Origin of the sequence: Sphingopyxis sp. CCNWLW2, assembly GCF_037095755.1 — a bacterium.
Classification (GTDB): domain Bacteria; phylum Pseudomonadota; class Alphaproteobacteria; order Sphingomonadales; family Sphingomonadaceae; genus Sphingopyxis.
This window is the reverse complement of the sequence record NZ_JBAWKJ010000001.1, coordinates 1,816,399-1,833,976: the sequence shown is the minus strand read 5'-3', so window position 1 is coordinate 1,833,976 and position 17,578 is coordinate 1,816,399. Positions and strand designations below refer to the sequence as shown.

The 17,578-nt window shown below is 66.2% G+C and carries 15 protein-coding genes; 6 read left to right on the top strand and 9 right to left on the bottom strand.

Annotated features, from left to right (window positions below):
- Positions 1-202: 202 nt before the first annotated feature.
- Positions 203-1,291, top strand: a complete 1,089-nt coding sequence (locus tag V8J55_RS08625; protein ID WP_336445212.1) for a cell wall hydrolase — start codon at positions 203-205, stop codon at positions 1,289-1,291.
- Positions 1,292-1,334: 43 nt separating this feature from the next.
- Positions 1,335-1,721, top strand: a complete 387-nt coding sequence (locus V8J55_RS08620) for a VOC family protein (protein WP_336445211.1) — start codon at positions 1,335-1,337, stop codon at positions 1,719-1,721.
- Between the two features lie 104 nt (positions 1,722-1,825).
- On the opposite strand, the gene V8J55_RS08615 is transcribed toward V8J55_RS08620, so the two are convergent.
- From V8J55_RS08615 to V8J55_RS08595, 5 genes are all read right to left on the bottom strand, one after another.
- Entirely contained in the window at positions 1,826-3,415 is a 1,590-nt protein-coding gene (locus V8J55_RS08615; RefSeq protein WP_336445723.1) for an ATP-binding protein, read from the bottom strand.
- Positions 3,416-3,608: 193 nt separating this feature from the next.
- Positions 3,609-4,379: a TIGR02186 family protein gene (locus V8J55_RS08610; RefSeq protein ID WP_336445210.1), complete on the bottom strand. Its 771-nt coding sequence runs from the start codon at positions 4,377-4,379 to the stop codon at positions 3,609-3,611.
- Entirely contained in the window at positions 4,376-5,284 is a 909-nt protein-coding gene (locus V8J55_RS08605; RefSeq protein ID WP_037514761.1) for a sulfite exporter TauE/SafE family protein, read from the bottom strand. Before V8J55_RS08605 ends, V8J55_RS08610 begins: the two co-directional genes overlap by 4 nt.
- 105 nt (positions 5,285-5,389) lie before the next feature.
- A complete protein-coding gene (locus tag V8J55_RS08600) occupies positions 5,390-6,532 on the bottom strand; it encodes a hypothetical protein (protein WP_336445209.1) in 1,143 nt (380 codons plus the stop codon).
- Positions 6,532-7,956 (bottom strand): glycosyl transferase family protein, encoded by a 1,425-nt coding sequence (locus V8J55_RS08595; RefSeq protein WP_336445208.1) that lies wholly within the window; start codon positions 7,954-7,956, stop codon positions 6,532-6,534. The genes V8J55_RS08600 and V8J55_RS08595 overlap by 1 nt, the downstream gene beginning before the upstream one ends.
- A gap of 138 nt (positions 7,957-8,094) precedes the next feature.
- Between V8J55_RS08595 and nhaA the strand changes: the two genes are divergently transcribed.
- Positions 8,095-9,378, top strand: coding sequence for a Na+/H+ antiporter NhaA (gene nhaA, locus V8J55_RS08590; protein ID WP_336445207.1), 1,284 nt, complete (start codon positions 8,095-8,097; stop codon positions 9,376-9,378).
- Positions 9,378-10,724 carry a hypothetical protein gene (locus V8J55_RS08585; protein WP_336445206.1) on the top strand — a complete coding sequence of 449 codons (1,347 nt, stop codon included), beginning with the start codon at positions 9,378-9,380 and terminating at the stop codon, positions 10,722-10,724. Before nhaA ends, V8J55_RS08585 begins: the two co-directional genes overlap by 1 nt.
- Positions 10,725-10,740: 16 nt before the next feature.
- On the opposite strand, the gene V8J55_RS08580 is transcribed toward V8J55_RS08585, so the two are convergent.
- Positions 10,741-12,480: an N-acyl-D-amino-acid deacylase family protein gene (locus V8J55_RS08580; RefSeq protein WP_336445205.1), complete on the bottom strand. Its 1,740-nt coding sequence runs from the start codon at positions 12,478-12,480 to the stop codon at positions 10,741-10,743.
- A gap of 126 nt (positions 12,481-12,606) precedes the next feature.
- On the opposite strand from V8J55_RS08580, the gene V8J55_RS08575 reads away from it, so the two are divergent.
- Both V8J55_RS08575 and V8J55_RS08570 read left to right on the top strand, forming a co-directional pair.
- The gene (locus V8J55_RS08575; RefSeq protein ID WP_336445204.1) at positions 12,607-13,356 is read left to right on the top strand and encodes a class I SAM-dependent methyltransferase; all 750 of its coding nucleotides are present in this window, start codon (positions 12,607-12,609) and stop codon (positions 13,354-13,356) included.
- A gap of 4 nt (positions 13,357-13,360) precedes the next feature.
- Positions 13,361-13,672 carry an alkylphosphonate utilization protein gene (locus V8J55_RS08570; protein ID WP_336445203.1) on the top strand — a complete coding sequence of 104 codons (312 nt, stop codon included), beginning with the start codon at positions 13,361-13,363 and terminating at the stop codon, positions 13,670-13,672.
- Positions 13,673-13,779: 107 nt separating this feature from the next.
- Here the strand turns inward: V8J55_RS08570 and V8J55_RS08565 are convergent, their stop codons facing one another.
- The 3 genes from V8J55_RS08565 to V8J55_RS08555 all read right to left on the bottom strand — a co-directional run bounded on the left by V8J55_RS08565 (position 13,780) and on the right by V8J55_RS08555 (position 17,538).
- On the bottom strand, positions 13,780-15,069 hold the full coding sequence (locus V8J55_RS08565) for an acyl-CoA dehydrogenase family protein (protein ID WP_336445202.1): 1,290 nt from the start codon (positions 15,067-15,069) through the stop codon (positions 13,780-13,782).
- A 19-nt stretch (positions 15,070-15,088) separates the two neighbouring features.
- Positions 15,089-16,432, bottom strand: coding sequence for a phosphotransferase family protein (locus V8J55_RS08560; RefSeq protein ID WP_336445201.1), 1,344 nt, complete (start codon positions 16,430-16,432; stop codon positions 15,089-15,091).
- 113 nt (positions 16,433-16,545) lie between these two features.
- A complete protein-coding gene (locus tag V8J55_RS08555; RefSeq protein ID WP_336445200.1) occupies positions 16,546-17,538 on the bottom strand; it encodes a cupin-like domain-containing protein in 993 nt (330 codons plus the stop codon).
- Between the last annotated feature and the right edge of the window lie 40 nt (positions 17,539-17,578).

Genomic DNA, 17,578 nt, shown 5'->3' with positions numbered 1-17,578 from the left:
CTGTCCGTCGCTTAAGCTCCGCCGCTTTGCCTGTTCCACCGCAAACCCGCCGCACAGCCATTGCAACATTTTGTTGGCGTTTCAGCGTATAAGGTGGGCTGACACCCGTCCACGCGAATCGGCGGCGGGCGGAGCGATGGAATTTGATGCGCGAATGAAGCCCGAACTGTCCCTGGCCGCCCGCTCGACGTGGCGCGACCCGATGCCGGAAAAACCGGCGGGGCCGGGGCGTGCCTTCTGGGCAGCGATCGTCGCGGTGGTCGCGGTCGCGTGCCTCGCCTTCCTACTGTCGAGCGGTCAGTTTCGTGCGCCCACTTTCTTCGGACCGTATAGCGTGTCGGTGCCGCTGAATTTTCGCACTTATGATCCCGAACGCTGGGCGATTATGAATGCCGAGGATTATGCGGACGCGCTGAAAATCGACCCGACGCTGCCGAACCCCGACAGCGTCGGTTATGGCGACGCGGCCGCGCTGCCGCCCGCCGATCCGGCGCTGCTGCGCGAGGAAGCCTTTGTCGGGCCGCCCGCCAAATCCTATATATTCCGCGGCGTCACCGCGCTCGACCGCGAGCGCGCGCATTATTGCCTGACCGCCGCCATCTATTACGAGGCAGCGTCCGAAACCGACGACGGGATGCGCGGCGTCGCGCAGACGGTGATCAACCGCGTCCGCCACCCGAGCTTTCCCAACACCGTGTGCGGCGTCGTTTTCCAGGGATCGCAGCGCGCGGGCGTGTGCCAGTTCACCTTCAGCTGCGACGGCGCGATGGCGCGGAGCCCCAGCAAGCCCAACTGGCTGCGCGCGAGCCGCATCGCGTCGGCGGCTCTCGGCGGCTATGTCTTTCCCAAGGTGGGCCTCGCGACGCATTATCACACGCAGGCGATCTGGCCGCGCTGGGGCAAGAGCCTGGTGATGACCAATATCGTCGGCGCGCATATCTTCCACCGCTGGCGCGGACGCTGGGGCATGCCCGACGCGTTTCGCGCGCCCTATCTCGGCCGCGAGCCGGTGCCCGGCCCCTATCTGCCGCTCGCGCAGCAGCTCGCGATCCTGAAGGGTCAGGGTCTGCCGCCCGGCGCCGGTCCGGCGCCGATGCTCACCGGCGCCGCCGCGCCATTGCCCGATGTAGCCGCCGCGCCGCTGCCCGGAACGATGACCCCCGCCCCTGCCGCTGCCGTTGCGCCGCCGCCCGTCGCGCCTCCGGTTACGCCGACCTATGCCGATCCGCGGCTGAACCAGTCGGGCCAGGTCCGCGAAGAGTTCCGCGGCAGCGGAGAGTGGAAACAGTGACGCAAACGGCTTAGGCTGCCCGCTTCACGGGCAGGAGGCCATCATGGGGCATGTCAAAGGCATCGGTGGACTGTTTTTCCGGGCACGCGACCCCGACGCGCTGAACGCCTGGTATCGCGAGCGGTTGGGCGTGGGAGGCGGATGCAGCGCCGACGAGAGCGTGCCGCCGAACCAATGGGTGTGGAATGTGACCGCTGGGCCGCTCGTTTTCGCACCGTTCAAAGCCGACACCGACTATTTTCCCGCCGACCGCCAGCATATGCTGAACCTGCGCGTCGACGATCTCGACGCGGTGCTGGCGCCGTTTCGCGAAGCGGGCGACGAAATCATCACCAAGGACGAGTGGGACGACCCCGCAGTCGGGCGGTTTGCGCGGGTGCACGATCCCGAGGGCAACCCGATCGAATTGTGGGAGCCGCCGCAAATCTGACCCTATCCGTTCGTGTCGAGCGAAGTCGAGACACCCCGAAGGCGTGCATGACCGAGGGGCATCTCGACTTCGCTCGATGCGAACGGAAGTTGGTGGGTGGTTCTTTACCGCCCCTGGCTGCGCCAGCGCTTGACGACGCGCTCGAGGATTTCCGCCTCGCCGCCGGTTTCGCGCCACAGTTTCGAGAAGAGCGGATCGCTCGATGCCGGCCGCTTTTCCTCTTCGAGGGTGTCGAGATAGACGCGGATCGGGATCGACACGCCCTCGCCGCAGACGATGCATTCGCGGTTACGCAGCGCCGGGATCGAATCGATGAAACCGCGCGCGCCTTCGGGCATCGCGGCCTTCACGAAATGCTGATCGCGTTCGTTGTTGAGGCGCATCGAGATGATCGTGCCGCACTGCGACAGCACGCCCTCGGCAAGGTCCGACGGGCGCTGAGTGATCAGGCCGAGAGACACGCCGTATTTACGGCCTTCCTTGGCAATCCGTTCGAGGATTTTGCGCACCGCCTGCCCCTGCCCGGTATCCTTGGACGGGATGTAACGGTGGGCTTCTTCGCAGACGAGCAGGATCGGGCGCTGCGGCTCGCCGCGCGACCAGATCGCATAGTCGAAGGTCAGGCGTGAAAGCACCGCGACAACGACGCCGGTAATGTCGCTGGGCACGCCCGACACGTCGATGATCGAGATCGGCCGGCCGTCCGACGGCAGGCGGAAAATTTTGCCGATGAAACTCGTCATCGTGTCGGCGACGAGCATGCCCGAGAACATGAAATTATAGCGCGGGTCGGCGCGCATTTCCTCGATCTTGCCCTTGATGCGCATGAACGGAGCGCTCGACGTCGCCTTGTCGAGCTTGCCCATCTCGTTTTGCAGAATGTTGAGCAGGTCGGAGAGCAGATAGGGGATCGGAGAGTCGACCGTGATCTTCGTCATGCCTTCGGCCAGCCGGTTCTTTGTGCGCGCCTGGAGCAGGCAGCGCGCGAGCACGTCGCAATCGGCCTGACGGTCGCGGCCCTCGGCGGTAACGAACACTTCGCAATGTTCCTCGAAGTTCATCAGCCAATAGGGCATGGCGAGGTTGTCGACGTCGAACAGCGCGCCGATACCCTTGAATGCCGCCGAATATTCGCCGTGCGGATCGATCATCACGATATGGCCCTGCGGCGCGAGTTCGCAGATCTTGTGAAGAATCAGCGCCGCGCTGGTCGATTTACCCGTACCGGTCGACCCGAGCAGCGCGAAATGCTTGCCGAGCATCGCGTCGACATAAAGCGACCCGCGAATATCCTTGGTCGGATAGACGGTCCCGATTTCGACATGCGCGCGCTCGTCGGCGGCGTAGATCTGCTTGAGATCGGCGCTGGTCGCCGCAAAAACCTGGCTGCCCGGGATCGGGTAGCGGGTGACGCCGCGGCGGAAATTGTGAATGCGGCCGGTGATCTTTTCTTCTTCGCCTTCGCCAAGGAAGTCGATCGTCGCGAGGATCAGCCCCTCGCCGCGTTCGTGCAGCTGCTGGTCGCGGATGCTGGCGATCAGCCAGATATTGCCGACACGCACCTTGACCTGCGCCCCGACCTGCCCCGCCATCGCCACGGCGGAATCGCTGGACGAAGACAATTTGCCGATCACCGCGGCGTCGAGCAGGATGCGCGAGGCCGATCCCGAAATGTCGACGACTTCGCCGATCATCAGGTCGTCGCGATGATGGTTGGTTACCGTCGCAACCGGTGCCGCTACGCCGCCGCCGGCCAGCCGAACATGCTGTGCCGCGGTCAAATCCCCGGCGTTGAATCCGCCGCCCTGCATGTCCATGTATCCGCCCCGCCTATTGTGGTCCCCGGCCGGGTATCGCAGCTGAGGGTAAATAGGCCGTGAATGATAGCTAGCGGCGGCGGAAAATAGCCGAAGCCCCGTAACCGAGCACCAGCGACAGGAGCACGGCCGACAGGCCGTACAGAAAGCCGTGCCGCTGCGCCGCGAGCGCGACGAAGCGTTCGAACCCGGCCTTGCGGATCTGGACATCGCGCGACGCGACCGCGAGCACGCGCCCACGGCTGATCAAATAGGTTTCGGCGCGGTAGGTGCCGACAGGAACGCGCGCCGGCACCGGGATGCGCGCACGATAGAGAACGCCTTCGGTGATTTCGACCGCGGCGGGATTTTCAACGAAAAGGCCCGAGCGGCGATAGAGATCGGTCAGCCCCGCCTCGAACCGCTCGAGCGTCTTCGCCTCCGAAAATCCGCTTGGCGACATCGACAGATTGGCGAGGCCGAGTTCGAAGATCGCCGCGGTCCGCTCGTCGACCAGCTTGTCGATCGGGCGCGACGAGCCGATCGCGTAAAAGCCCGGAGATGTGCGCAGGCGAATGCTGCTGGCATTGACCCATATACCCGCGACACGCCGCTTTTCGCGCAGCACGATCGGCCGCACCGGGCCTTTCAGCACGACGACGATGTCGGCGCGGTCGTCGGGCAGGCGCTGGCCGGGGTAGAGGATCGCACCGAACAGCAGCAGTTCCTCGCCGGTAAAGCTGTACTGGATATCGATCGCGCGGCTCGACACATCGGGCACCAGCCGCGGATCGGCCGCATGGGCGGCCGTAGGCAGCAGCAGCGCCGCGAGCGACAGGAGCAAGGCGCGCGGCGCGCTCATTGCACCGTGTAGATTTCGTCGGGACGGATGAAGAGGTCGACCCCCATGCGCAGCGCGACGAGCAGCACGATCGCGGCGAGCGCCATGCGCAGATATTCGGGCTTCACCTTTTGCGCGAAGCGCGCGCCGACTTGCGCGCCGATCACGCTGCCGAGCAGCAGCAGCCCCGCGAGCACGATATCGACCGCGCCGGTGGTCAGCGCGTGGACCATCGTCGTCGCGATCGTCACGAACAATATCTGAAACAGCGACGTGCCGACGACCACCTGCGTCCCCATGCCGAGCAGATAGAGCATCGCGGGCACCATGATGAAGCCGCCGCCGACGCCGAGCAGCATCGTCAGCACACCCCCGACCATGCCGAGCAGCAGCGGGGCGAGCGGCGAAATATAGAGGCCCGACCGATAGAAGCGCCAGCGCATCGGCAGGTTCGCGACCATCGGGTGATGACGCCGCTTGCGCGCGGGTGCGGGCAATCCCGTCTGCGCGGCGCGGTAGCTGCCCCACGCCTCGCGCCCCATGAAGGTGCCCACGGTGCCGAGCAAAGCGACATAGAGGATGTTGATCACCGTATCGATCTGGCCCCAGGCGGTGAGCAGTTCGAACAGCCCGGCGCCGATTAGCGATCCGAGAAGCCCGCCCGCGACGAGCACCCAGCCCATGCGCAAATCGACCCCGTCGCGCTCGAGATGCGCCATCACGCCCGACACGCTCGCGCCCGTCACCTGCGTCGCTGCCGACGCCGCGGCAACCGTCGGCGGGATGCCGTAGAAGATCAGCAAAGGCGTGGTCAGGAAACCGCCGCCGACGCCGAACATGCCCGACAGGAAACCCACCCCGCCACCGAGCAGGATGATGACCAGCGCATTGACCGACAGATTGGCGACAGGAAGGTAAAGGTCCATGGGCCCCGATTGCGCTCAGCGGCGCTGGAACCGCGCCGATTCCAAGGACCCTAGACCATTTTTTCGGCGTGGGGAATCGGCCGCGGCGGCTAAATTTTCCGAAGATCAGAAGTCGCTGGCGAGGGTCAGGGCAAGGCCGCTTTCGGGGCGCGCATCGCCCGCGACGCGCTGACGCCAGTCGAGCGCGATGCGGCTGCCCTCGCCCACATCCGGCAGGCGGAGCGTCAGCCGCGGACCGACATCGACGCGCGCCGCGCCCGGCTGCACCGCCCCCGCCGCGAGCGCGCCCAGGCGCAAGGATGTTTTTTCGGAACCAAGGCGGCGATCGACGACAATCGCCGCATCGGCAAAACCGTCGCGCCGCCGCGTTCCGACGATGCCCGCCTGCGCATAAGCATCGAGCCGGAAATCCGCAGGAAGCGCGACGTCCGAGACGCCGCCGCTCGCCATCATGGCAAGCGCGGACCGTCCCTCTTTCCCTGCCGCAACGCGTTGTTCGATCGCGAGATCGACCGGCAGCTGCGCAAGCGGGGCAAAGGCGAGGCCGAACGCAAGCTCGCGCTGCTGCGGCCGCTGCACCGCGATCGTCGCGCGTCCATAGGCGCGGAGTCGGCCGGTATCGCCGAAACCATGGGCAAGGCGAAGCCCGGCCTGACTGCCGCCGAGTTGGCTCGCGCCGCCGATGGTTTCGGGCGCATTCCCCGATCCTTCGCGCAGATAGAGCCAGCTGCCGAGCGACCAGCTCGAAAGCTGTCGCCGCAGCCAGAACGGCTTGCCCTGCCCCGGTTCGGCGCGGGCGGCGGGTGCCAACGAAGACCATGCCGGCCCGCCCGCGCCAAGCGCCGAGCGTGCGCCGCCGCCGGGGATTGGCGGCAACAGCCGCGCTATCAGGACCAGCCGAAGGGTGTGACGATCGCCGCCAAAGCCGCCCGAAACCGGCTCTTCCCCCCGCGAGAGCAGCTCATCCGCCGATCGCTCGCCCGGCGCGGCGGAACTATGCGACGCGCGCACACGCAGCGGCGGCGCGGCACGCATCGGCGCGGCGGCAACGCGCGGCGCGCTGTCCGAAACATTGTCGCTTACCGCAAAGGATGACGGCACCGCCCAAGGCATGGTGGCCGCATCGGGCGACGGCGCTATCGCGGGATTCCAGACGACCATGATCCGCACGGCAATCCAGCCGCCGACGCACAGGAGCAGGAAGCGCAGCGCCGGCGCGTCGCGCCGCGCGTCGGCCCGGCGTGCCATCACCGCGCCATCGTCCTTGCAAAAGCGTCGTCATATGCGGTTTCATGTTCCAGATGCTCGGTCTTGTCCCATATAACTTCGCCCGATCGCAGCATGCGCCAATAAAGACCGATCGCGCGCCGCGCCGCGAGCATCGCGATCACGTTCGAAAAAAAGGCGCGCGGCAGCGAAAGCATCGCTTCGCTGAGGCCGTACCAGCGCGCCGTGAAATGCCCGCGCATCGCCAGGCGCCAGCACAGCATGACCGCATTGAAGGCGAGAAGCAGCCGCATCGCGTCGCCGACGACGATCGCATTCCAGCCGAGCAGATATTGCCCCGCCCAGCCCAGCGCCGTCAGCAGCGCCCCGACATATGCCGCAAGGAGAATGAGCGCCGCGAGCGGCGCGCGGCGGTCGCGCCACAGCATCCAGCGTGCGACCCAGGCGCGGCCGCTGCGAAGATCGGCGTCATCGCGCCGCGACCCCGGCCAGCCGAGATGATCCCACCCCGCCAGCGCGATCCCGGCGATCCAGCGCGATTTCTGCCGCACCGCCTTTTCTGCCCGGCCGGGAAAGGCGCCGCGCGACACGATATGATCGCCCGCGGGGCCGACCGTGTCGACAAAGCGGGCTCCAAGGCCATAGGCGCCGATCACCATGCCGATCTCATAATCTTCGGTCAGGCTGTCGCAGCGAAAGGGTTCGCCGCCGCGTTCGATCGCCAGCAGCGCGAGCGCAGTGCGCGTCAGCGCGCAGCCAACCCCCGCCGACGGGAGCGGCAGGCCGAGGCGCGAACGAACGACGAGTTCCTTGCCATGCGCCTCGGCAAATTCGTCGCCATAATGCCCGCCGACCCAGCGCTCCGCACGCTTGATCAGGGGCACGACGGGAATTTGCACCATCGCATTTTCGCCGAGGTAGCGGCGATAGAGCGCGAGTTCGCCCGGATGCACATGATCCTCGGCATCGTGAAGGACGATCGCGGCAAACCGATCGCCCTCCGCCCGCTCGTCCTCGGCGAGCGCCGCCCACAGCCGGTTGAGGTTGTCGCCCTTGGTCGTCGGCCCTTCGCCGCTGCCGACGACAAGCCGCAGCCGCCCGTCGCGCGCGACCAGCGGCGACACGGCGAAGAGCGTCTCGGCGTCATTGGGATAGCAGCCGACATAAAGGCGGAAATCCTCGCCCTCCCACGCGCCAAGCGTCCGCCGCAGCATCGCGGGAAGCGCTTTGGCCTCGTCCCATGCGGGCACGAAGATCGCGAAGCGCCCCTCGACCGGCGGCGCGGTCGGCGTCAACGACCGTCCGCGCCCGCGCGTCGCCAGCCAAAGCGCGTCGAAAAGCAGGTCATCGAGCCCGAACAGCAGGATTCCGACCGATGCAAACAGCATCAGTTCGTGGCCGGCACCCAGCACCAGCCATTCCAGCCATGCGGTCGACAGCTCCACTGTGCTAGCCCCGCCCCCATCGATGACCTGATGTCATCGTCGCCGATAGTGCTAGTGAACGAGTCCAATTTGTAAAGTCAGGCGCCTGCTGGCAGATAATTGTCAAATTGACTGACGAACCAAGGAAGTAGTTACCCCATGAGCCGCAGTAATCCGTCCCGTTCCGCGTTGCGCGAATTCCTTGCGAGCGAAAGTGCGGGCGGCATTCTGCTCATTTTCGCGGCCATTTTGGCGATGATTGTCGCCAATTCACCGCTTGGAGCCCTCTATCACGACGCGATTCATGCCGTGACCGGACCCGTGCTCACCGACAAGCTTGGGCCGATGACCGTCCATCTGTGGATCAACGACGGGCTGATGGCGATTTTCTTCCTGCTCGTCGGGCTGGAGATCAAGCGCGAGTTCGTCGACGGGCGGCTTGCGAGCTGGGACCGGCGGCGGCTGCCGTTCATCGCCGCGGCGGCGGGGATGGCCGTGCCGGCGGCGATCTATATGGGATTTGCGAGGGGAGAAGCCGGACTGGCACAAGGCTGGGCGATCCCCGCGGCGACCGACATCGCCTTTGCGATGGGGGTACTCGCGCTGCTCGGCAGGCGCGCGCCGACTTCGCTCAAGCTGTTCCTCGTCACCGTCGCGATTGTCGACGACATGGGCGCGGTCGCGATCATCGCGCTGTTCTACACCGCGAAGATCAACCTCCTCGCGCTCGCCGCCGCCGCGGTCCTTCTCTGCGTCATGTTCGCGATGGGGCGCATGCGCGTGCGGAGCCTGCCGCTCTACCTGCTGATGTTCGCCTTGCTCTGGTATGCGATGCTGCTGTCGGGCGTGCACGCGACGATTGCCGGGGTGCTCGCGGCGATGGCGATCCCGTTCGACCGCACCCCGGGCGCGCCCGATAGCGAGACCTCGCCGCTGCACCGGCTCGAGCATGGCCTCCATCCATGGGTCGCCTTCGCGATCGTGCCGCTGTTCGGCTTCGCCAACGCCGGGGTCGATTTGAGCGGGCTGACCATCGAGCAGATTTTCGCGCCGCTGCCGCTCGGCATCGCGGCGGGGCTGTTCCTTGGCAAGCAGATCGGCATTTTCGGCAGCGTCTGGCTGGCGGTTAAACTCGGGATCGCGGGGCGGCTGCGCGGCGCGACATGGCTGCAGGTCTATGGCGTCGCGATGCTGTGCGGCATCGGCTTCACGATGAGCCTGTTCATCGGCGGCCTCGCCTTCCCGGGCGACGCGCTGCTGGTCGAGGAGGCGAAGATCGGTATCCTGATGGGGTCGCTCGCGGCTGCGCTGGCGGGCTTTGCGGTGCTGCGCTTCGCGCCGCCGCATCCCGAACATGGCATGGTCGAAAGCGCGTCGGACGCCGAGATCGCCGCCGACGGCGATGTGCGTGACACCTCCGAAAACCGCGCTATGGCGGACTGATGCGCAAACTTATCGTCCTGTCGCTGATCGCCGCCCTGCCGGGCTGCGCGACCAGCGCAACCAAATCACCCGCCACCAAACCCGGGGTCGCAACGCTCGACGTGCGCCGCACCGCGGCGTCGACCAAGGCACTCGACGAGATCGCGGCCGCCTATCTGCGGCTGACGCTCGAAATCGGGACGCATGAGGCGGGCTATATCGACGCCTATTACGGCCCGCCCGAGCTCAAGACAGCAGCCGAAGCCGCACCGCGCGACAAGCCTGCGCTGCTCGCCGCAACGCGCGAGTTGATGGCACAGATCGACCTCGCGGCGCGGCGCATCCCCGATCCGCTCGAACGCCGCCGCGCGACATTCCTGCGCGCCCAGCTTCGCGCCGCCGAAACGCGGCTGCAGATGATGCAGGGCACCCGCTTCGCCTTCGCCGACGAAGCCGAAAGGCTGTTCGGCGTGCGGCCGCGGCTGAAGCCGCTCGCAAGCTACGACCCCGAACTCGCGAAGATCGAGGCGCTCGTCCCCGGCGAGGGCGCCCTCCCGGACCGTGTCGAGGCCTATCTCGACGCTTTCACCATCCCGAAGGAGCGGTTGCAAAAGACCTTCGACGCTGTGATCGCACGCTGCCGCGGGCGCAGCATGGCGCATATCGCGATGCCCGAGGGCGAGAGCTTTCGCCTCGAGTTCGTCACCGGCAAGAGCTGGAGCGGCTATAATTATTATCAGGGCGGCTATCATAGCCTGATCCAGGTCAACACCGACCTGCCGATCCGCCTGTCGCGTGCGCTCGATCTCGGGTGCCACGAGGGCTATCCCGGCCACCACCTTCTCAACATGAAGCTGGAGGAGAAATTGGTGAAGGAGCGAGGCTGGAGCGAATTCAGCGTCTATCCGCTCTACAGCCCGCAAAGCCTGATCGCCGAGGGCAGCGCCAATTACGGCATCGACCTCGCCTTCCCCGAAAGCAGCAAGGCCGACACCGAACGCGATGTGCTGATGCCGATCGCGGAGATCGCGGTGCCGCCCGACGATCGTTACTGGCAGCTGCTCGCCGCGATCAAACGCGCGTCGGGCGCGCGGCTGACGATCGCGCAGCAGTATCTCGACGGCGAAATCGACCGCCCGACGGCTGTCGCGCTGACGCAGAAATATCTGCTCGTCTCGGCCAAGCGCGCCGAACAGTCGGTGAGCTTCACCGACCAGTATCGCAGCTATGTCATCAACTACGGCCTCGGCGAGACGATGGTGCGCGCCTTTGTCGAACGCGGCAAACCATCGCGCGACGAGATGTGGCGACGCATGGCGAAGATCGTCAGCGAACCGACCTTGCCTTCGGATTTGCTGGGGCGGTGACGCGCGAGGCGGCCGATTACTCCGCCGCCATCGCCATTTCGACGCGCTGCGGGCCGCGGATGACGCCGCCCGGCGTCGGCCCCTGCATCGCGCCATCGCGGAAGGTCACGACCCCCGACTTCACCGTCGCGACATAGCCATCGGCCTTTTGCAGCAGGCGCTTGCCGCCCGCGGGCAGGTCGAAGGCGAGCCATGGCTTGCCGAGCTTGATCGCCTCCATGTCGATGACGTTCAAATCGGCGAGATAGCCCGGCGCGAGCACGCCGCGATCTTCGAGGCCATAGAGCAAAGCCGTATCGCGACACTGGCGCTTCACCGCATGTTCGAGCGCGATGCGATGACCCTTGCGGTCGCGCACCCAATGCTGGAGCATGAAGGTCGGCGAGGCGGCGTCGCAGATCGTTCCGCAATGCGCACCGCCGTCGGACAGGCTGTTCACCGTGTCGTCCGACGCCTGCAAATCCTCGAGGAAATTGAGGTTACCGTCGCGGTAGTTCAAGATCGGGAAATAGATGAAGCCCTTGCCGTCATCCTTCATCAGCAGGTCATAGGCATATTCGGACGGTGAGACGCCCGCCGCGCCGGCGCGCGCCATGATGCTTTCGTCCATTTTCGGCTCATAGTTGAAATCGGGGTCCATTTCGAACTGCACCGGCCAACCCAGGGCGACGACCTTGAGGAAGTCGATGATGTCGCTTTCGGGCCAGATATTGTCCTCCTCGATCATCCGTGCCCTGAACGCCGGGTCTTTCAGCTTCGCCAGCTGCTGATCCCACGGCAGGTCGATGATCTCGTTCCACGCGGGCTTGAAGCGGAACGGATGCACCGTCCCCTGCCACGCCATGATGACGCCGTTGCCGCGCAGCGCGATCTGCGCGACAATGTTCGCGCCGGTCGCATTCTGCTTGCGCATCTCCGAAATCTGCTCCTCGAGCGGCAGTTCCTTGGCGATCGACTGCAATGCGGCGAAGGTCACCGGCAGCCCGGTTTCGCGGCTGAGGTCGCCCATCCACTGAAACTCGTTCCACTCGCGCTTCATGTCGCTCGCCATTTCGAACACGCCGTAACCGACGCGCCCCATCGCGCGGCCGATCGCGATCAGCTCTTCGGCGGTCGCGGTGGTGCCGGGGACGAGCTCGCCGTCGATCGACTTGTGGAGCACGGTGCGGCTGGTCGAGAAGCCGAGCGCGCCCGCGCGTACGCCTTCCTCGACGATCCGCGACATTTCCGCGATGTCCTCGTCGGTCGGGATCGCCCCGGGCTTTTCGCGGTCGCCGAGCACGTAAGCGCGCACCGCGCCGTGCGGGACGTGGCACGCGACATCGACGGTGCGGGGCAGCCTTTCGAGCGCATCCATATATTCGGGGAAGGTCTCCCAATCCCACGACATGCCTTCGGCAAGCGCGGTGCCGGGAATATCCTCGACGCCTTCCATCAGCGAAATCAGCCAGTCGTGGCGGTCGGGCTTCGCGGGTGCAAAGCCGACGCCGCAATTGCCCATCACGACGGTGGTGACGCCGTGCCAGCTCGACGGCGCCATTTCGGCATCCCACGTCGCCTGCCCGTCATAATGGGTGTGAACATCGACGAAGCCCGGCGTCACGATTTTGCCCGCGGCATCGATTTCCTCGCGTCCCGTGCCGAGGTTTTCACCCACCGCGACGATCCGGTCGCCGTCGATCGCGACGTCCGCGACAAAGGGCGCTCCGCCCGAACCATCGACGACGGTGCCGCCGCGAATCACCAGATCATGCATGTCCGCTCTCCCAATTTTTTAGTTTCACGAAGAAACCTATCATCAAAATCGCGAGATGCAAATAAACGCGCCGCGGCCTCGGCAAGGCGCTATGACGGGGCATCAAAAGCAATGGGAGTCGATGCCATGATCCGCCCGCTTACCCTCGCCCTGATGCTCGCCGTCGCGGCGACCCCGCTCGCCGCCAAGCAGGCGGCTGCCCCCAGCTACAAGGCCGCACTCGCCGATCCCGCGCGGCCCGCCGCCGACCGGACACGCGACGCCGCGCGCAAGCCCGCTGAACTGCTTGCCTTCGCGCAGATCGCACCGGGCGAAAAGGTCGGCGATTATGTGATGGGCGGCGGTTACGTCACCCGGCTGCTCGCCGCCGCGGTCGGGCCGTCGGGCAAAGTCTATGGCTTCCAGCCCGCCGAATTCATCGCGTTCAAGAAACAATATGGCGACGATCAGGCCGCGGTCGATGCCGCCTATGTCAATGTCGATGCCGTTGCCGGACCGTTTGCGGCGCCCGCCTTTCCCGAGCCGCTCGACACGATCATCACGGTGCAGAATTTCCACGATCTCTATTTGAAGCCCTTTCCCGCGGGAACGGGCGACAAGGCGAGCGCGGCGCTGTTCGCGGCGCTGAAGCCCGGCGGCACGCTGGTTGTCGTCGACCATGTCGCCGCCGACGGCAGCGGCACGACGCTGTCCGACAGCCTCCACCGGATCGACAAGGCGGCCGTCGTCGACGCGCTGACCAAGGCGGGCTTCAAGCTTGAGGCCGAAAGTGACCTCTACAAGCGCGCCGACGATCCGCACACCGCGAATGTCTTCGACGACAAGATCCGCGGCAAGACCGACCAGTTCGCACTCCGCTTCCGCAAGCCAGGATGATTTGATGACCAGCGACGAAGACGACTATGTCTATGACGAAGCGAGCGGCGAGTGGCTGTCGGCAAGCGATGCGCGCGACCGCGCGGCCGCAGCTTCGGCGGGCCCCGAGGTGCGCGATGCGGTCGGCAACCTGCTCGCCGACGGCGACTCCGTCGTGCTGGTCAAGGACCTGAACGTCAAAGGCGCGGGTCAGACGTTGAAGGTCGGCACGGTAATCAAGTCGATCCGCCTGACCGGCGACGATCAGGAAATCGATTGCCGGTTTGAAGGGATCAAAGGTCTGGTTCTGCGCGCGGAGTTTGTGCGGAAGCGGTGAAGCTTGCTTGTCCCCCTAGTCACCCCGGACTTGATCCGGGGCCCGCCTGACGTGAAGATAAGGCGGGTGCCGGGTCAAGCCCGGCATGACGAAGGTAGAAGACCGACCTATCCCAAAGTCCCTTTGCGCGGCCCCATAAATCCGAACAGATAGGCTGCGACCTTTCGCATTTGTATTTCCTCGGCGCCTTCGGTGATGCGGTAGCGGCGGTGGTGGCGGTAGATATGTTCGAACGGCTTGTGGCGTGAGTAGCCGATGCCGCCATGGACCTGCATCGCGCGGTCGGCGGCTTCGCAGACGAGCCGGTTCGCCCAGTAGTTGCACATGCTGACCTTGTCGGAGAGCGTGCGCTCGACCTCCTTGTGCGGGGTGTTGTCCATGTCCCACGCGGTCTTGCGGATCAGCAGGCGCAGCATCTCGGCCTGCGTCGCGAGCTCGACGAGCGGGAACTGGATCGCCTGGTTCTTCGCCAGCGCCTCGCCGAACGGCTTGCGGGTGCGTGCGTATTTGACGCTTTCCTCGATGCAATAGACCGCGGCGCCCAGCGAGGACGCCGCCTGCCTGATGCGGTTCTGGTGGACGAAGCTCTGCGCGATCGACAGGCCGCCGCCCTCGGGACCGAGCCTTGCGTCGTCGGGCACCCACACATCGCTGAACGTCATGCGCGGATGGTCGGTCGGCATGTTGAACGTCCACAGATATTCATCGACCGTCATGCCCGGCGTGCCGGTCGGGACGAGCAGGCAGGTGATCCCCTTCGCGTCGCCGTCCTCGCCGCTGGTGCGGCAGAAGGTCGCGCAGTGCGTCGCGCTGTGCATGCCGGTGATCCACATCTTGCGGCCATTGATGAGCCAGCCGTCGATGCCGTCGCGGGTTTCCTTGACCGCGCGCGTCTCCATATGCGTTGCGTCGCTGCCATGGTCGGGCTCGGTCAGCCCGAACGCAGTGCGGCGCTTGCCTTCGAACCCGCCGAGGATAAATTCCTGCTTCTGCTCCTCGCTCGTCGCGAACTGCTCGAACATCTCGACGAACGGGAAGTTGCCGACGATGCTGTGCTCGTTCTGGAGGTCGTTGTGGAGGCCAAGGCCCTTCGCCGCGAAGTGCTCGCGGATCACCGCCATCGCGAGGTTCGAGCCGTCCTTGCCGCCATATTTCTTCGGCGCCGAGAAGCGCCAGTGGCCCGCGGCGTCGGCCTTGCGGGTGGCTTGGCGTAGCAGCGTTTCCCACTCGTGGCGCGGCAGCCCCTGATTGTCCCAGTCGGTGCGTGCATGCTCGCGGCGGTGGTCGAAGAAGCGGATATTGTCGTCCGCCAGTTCGAGCGGCCTGATCTCGGCGTCGATAAACGCGTCGAGCTCGTCGAGATACGCCTGCAAGGCGGCGGGCATCGCAAAGTCCATGTCTCTCTCCCTGTTATCTCTATCCGCGCCAGTCGGCGCGCGCCGCACCGAGCGCGGCATATTTGGGGCTGTCGATCGCGCATTTATCGAGCACATCGCGCCGCAGCTTCGCGAGCAGGCCCGGCTCGGCGAGCGTCGTGGTTCCCGACAGCAAGGCCTCGGCGAGTGCCTTGTCTTCTGACCGCACGCCCGCACCCAGGTCGCGCAGCACGATGCCGAGCGCGTTCATCGCGACCACCGCCTCGAACTTGGCGTGGCCCCCGGCATGAGGCTTGATCGATCCCTCGATCCAGTCGCGCACCGCCTGCACGATCTCGCGGTTCGTCGGCTCGCCGGTCGGCGCCGGTGCAGCGCCGGGCGACGCGGGCAGCGCCCTTCCCCGCTCGGCCTCGGGCACCTCGTCCTCGAGCAAGCGAACGAGGTCGAGCTCCTGCTCCGCCGTCCGCCGGCCGATGACGACGCGCTCGACCGTCGGGTCGGCGCCGCTCCGCCACATCTGCCCCATCTGCAGGCACCCCAGCGCCCACCAGAGCGTCCGGTAGATCAGCCAGAAGCGGAAGCGGCCGCGATCGACCTTCGTCCCGCCCGCCGCCTCATAGGCCGCGAAGTAGTCCTCGAGGCTGCCGACCCCGAACGCCGGTTTATCGAGCTGTCCGAAGCGCCACACGGTCATGCAGCCGAACGCGAGGTCCTCATGCGCGTCGCCGCGGTGCGCGAGCTCCCAGTCGAGCACCGCCGCCAGACCGTCGGCGCCCACCATCACATTGCCCATGCGATAGTCGCCGTGCACCAGCACCGGCGGCGCCGGTTCGGGCAGATGGTCCTCGCACCAGCGGATCGCCAGCGCGATCACCGGGCGGTCGCCGCCGTACGACAGGAAGCGCGAGCGAAGCTCCGCCAGCGCCGCCGCCGTGTCCATCAGCGGGATCGCAGCGGGCACGCGGTCCAGTGGGATACGGTGGATCCGTGCCAGCTCGCGGCCGAGATCCTCCAGCAGCGACGGCGGCGGACCCGCCAAGATCTTCGCCGGCGACACCTCCGCCCGCACCCGCCGCATCACATAGCCCGTGCCCAGCCCGTCGCCCGGCTCCAGCACTCCCACCACCTCGGGCGCCCGCACCCCCGCATCAAACGCCGCCATCACCAGCGCCGCCTCGTCGACATGCCCGAACGGGCGGTCCGCCATATAATCCGCCGACGGCGCACGCCGCAGCACATAGCCCGACGTCCCGCCCGCACCCGCCCACTCGAACGCGAAGCTCTCCATGTTCGCACCGCCCGACAAACGCGTCAGGCCCGACAAAACGCCGGGGCCGACAACGCGCGCCATCAAGGCTGGGAGCAAGTCAGGAAGAACCGTCATGCGGGGATCGTGCGGTCTTCGGCCGATGCGCGCAAGCCGCCAATCGCGTCAGGATAGGTACGGAACAAGAAAGCGAAAATGCCGCCTCAAGGAGCGCCAAATCCGCTGAACCGTCACAAATCGCCCCACGATGCGTAACCCTCGACATGCGTGTTGGGCCGGCGAAAGCTCGTGAAGCTCATGCTCGCCGACAGGTCGAGCGCTTCGACCTGGTGCCACCAGCCGACGGGCAGGAAGATGGCTTCGCCCGGGCCGATGATTGTTTCGAGCACCGGCGGTACGGCCGCATCGCCATGGCCGGCGGGCAAGGCTTCATTGCCCCAGTCGGAGAAGCAATGGCGGCTGTTGCGCATCCGCGCGAACGCCCACGGCGGCGCCATCCGCACGCGCTTTCGCCCGATCACCTGCACGAGCAGATTGTTGGTGAGATCGTGATGCCATGGGGTCAGCGTCCCCTTGGGGCCAAGCCAGAAAAAGCCGTCGCGCGAGCGTGTATCGTCGAGCAGCGCGATCGGTGCCATATCGTCCCACAAGGGAGTGAGCGCCGCGGCGTTGGTGCCGCTGTTATAGGCGGTGAGGTAGACGTCGTTGCTCGCCTCGTCTTTGCGGAGCCAGTCGATCAGTTCGGCGAAACGGACGAGGCGGCGGTGATCGTCCTTGGCGAGCTCATAATCGGGATCGCGCTCGCGCTCGACCTGCGCCTCGACGACGGCATCGCCCGCGGCCGCGGCGAAATGGTCGAGCGACCAACGCGCCAGCGCCGGCCAATGATCGACGATGCCCGTCAGCTTCGCGGGCCGGTTCGCCTCATAATAGTGGCGATAGAAATGCTCGGCATCGGGGCTGGCGAGTGTGTCGAGCGCGAAGCCGCCTTCCGCTTCGCGCGCGAGCCGTTCCTGATTGGCGAGCAGCCAGCCCTGCTTCGCCATCCGCGCCGCCTGCCGCCTCAGCATCGCCGCCATCGGGTCCTTCGCCAGCCGGTCGACCTCATATTTCGCCGCCGCCGCCGACACGCCCGCGGCGGCGAGGCGCACGTGGAGCGCGCTATCGTCATCGCCGGCCGCAAGGCCTTCGGCGAGCAGGGTGCGTTTATCGGGCTGGGACATCCGCGAGTTCCTCAAAAGCTGCCGCCCACAGGCGGACATG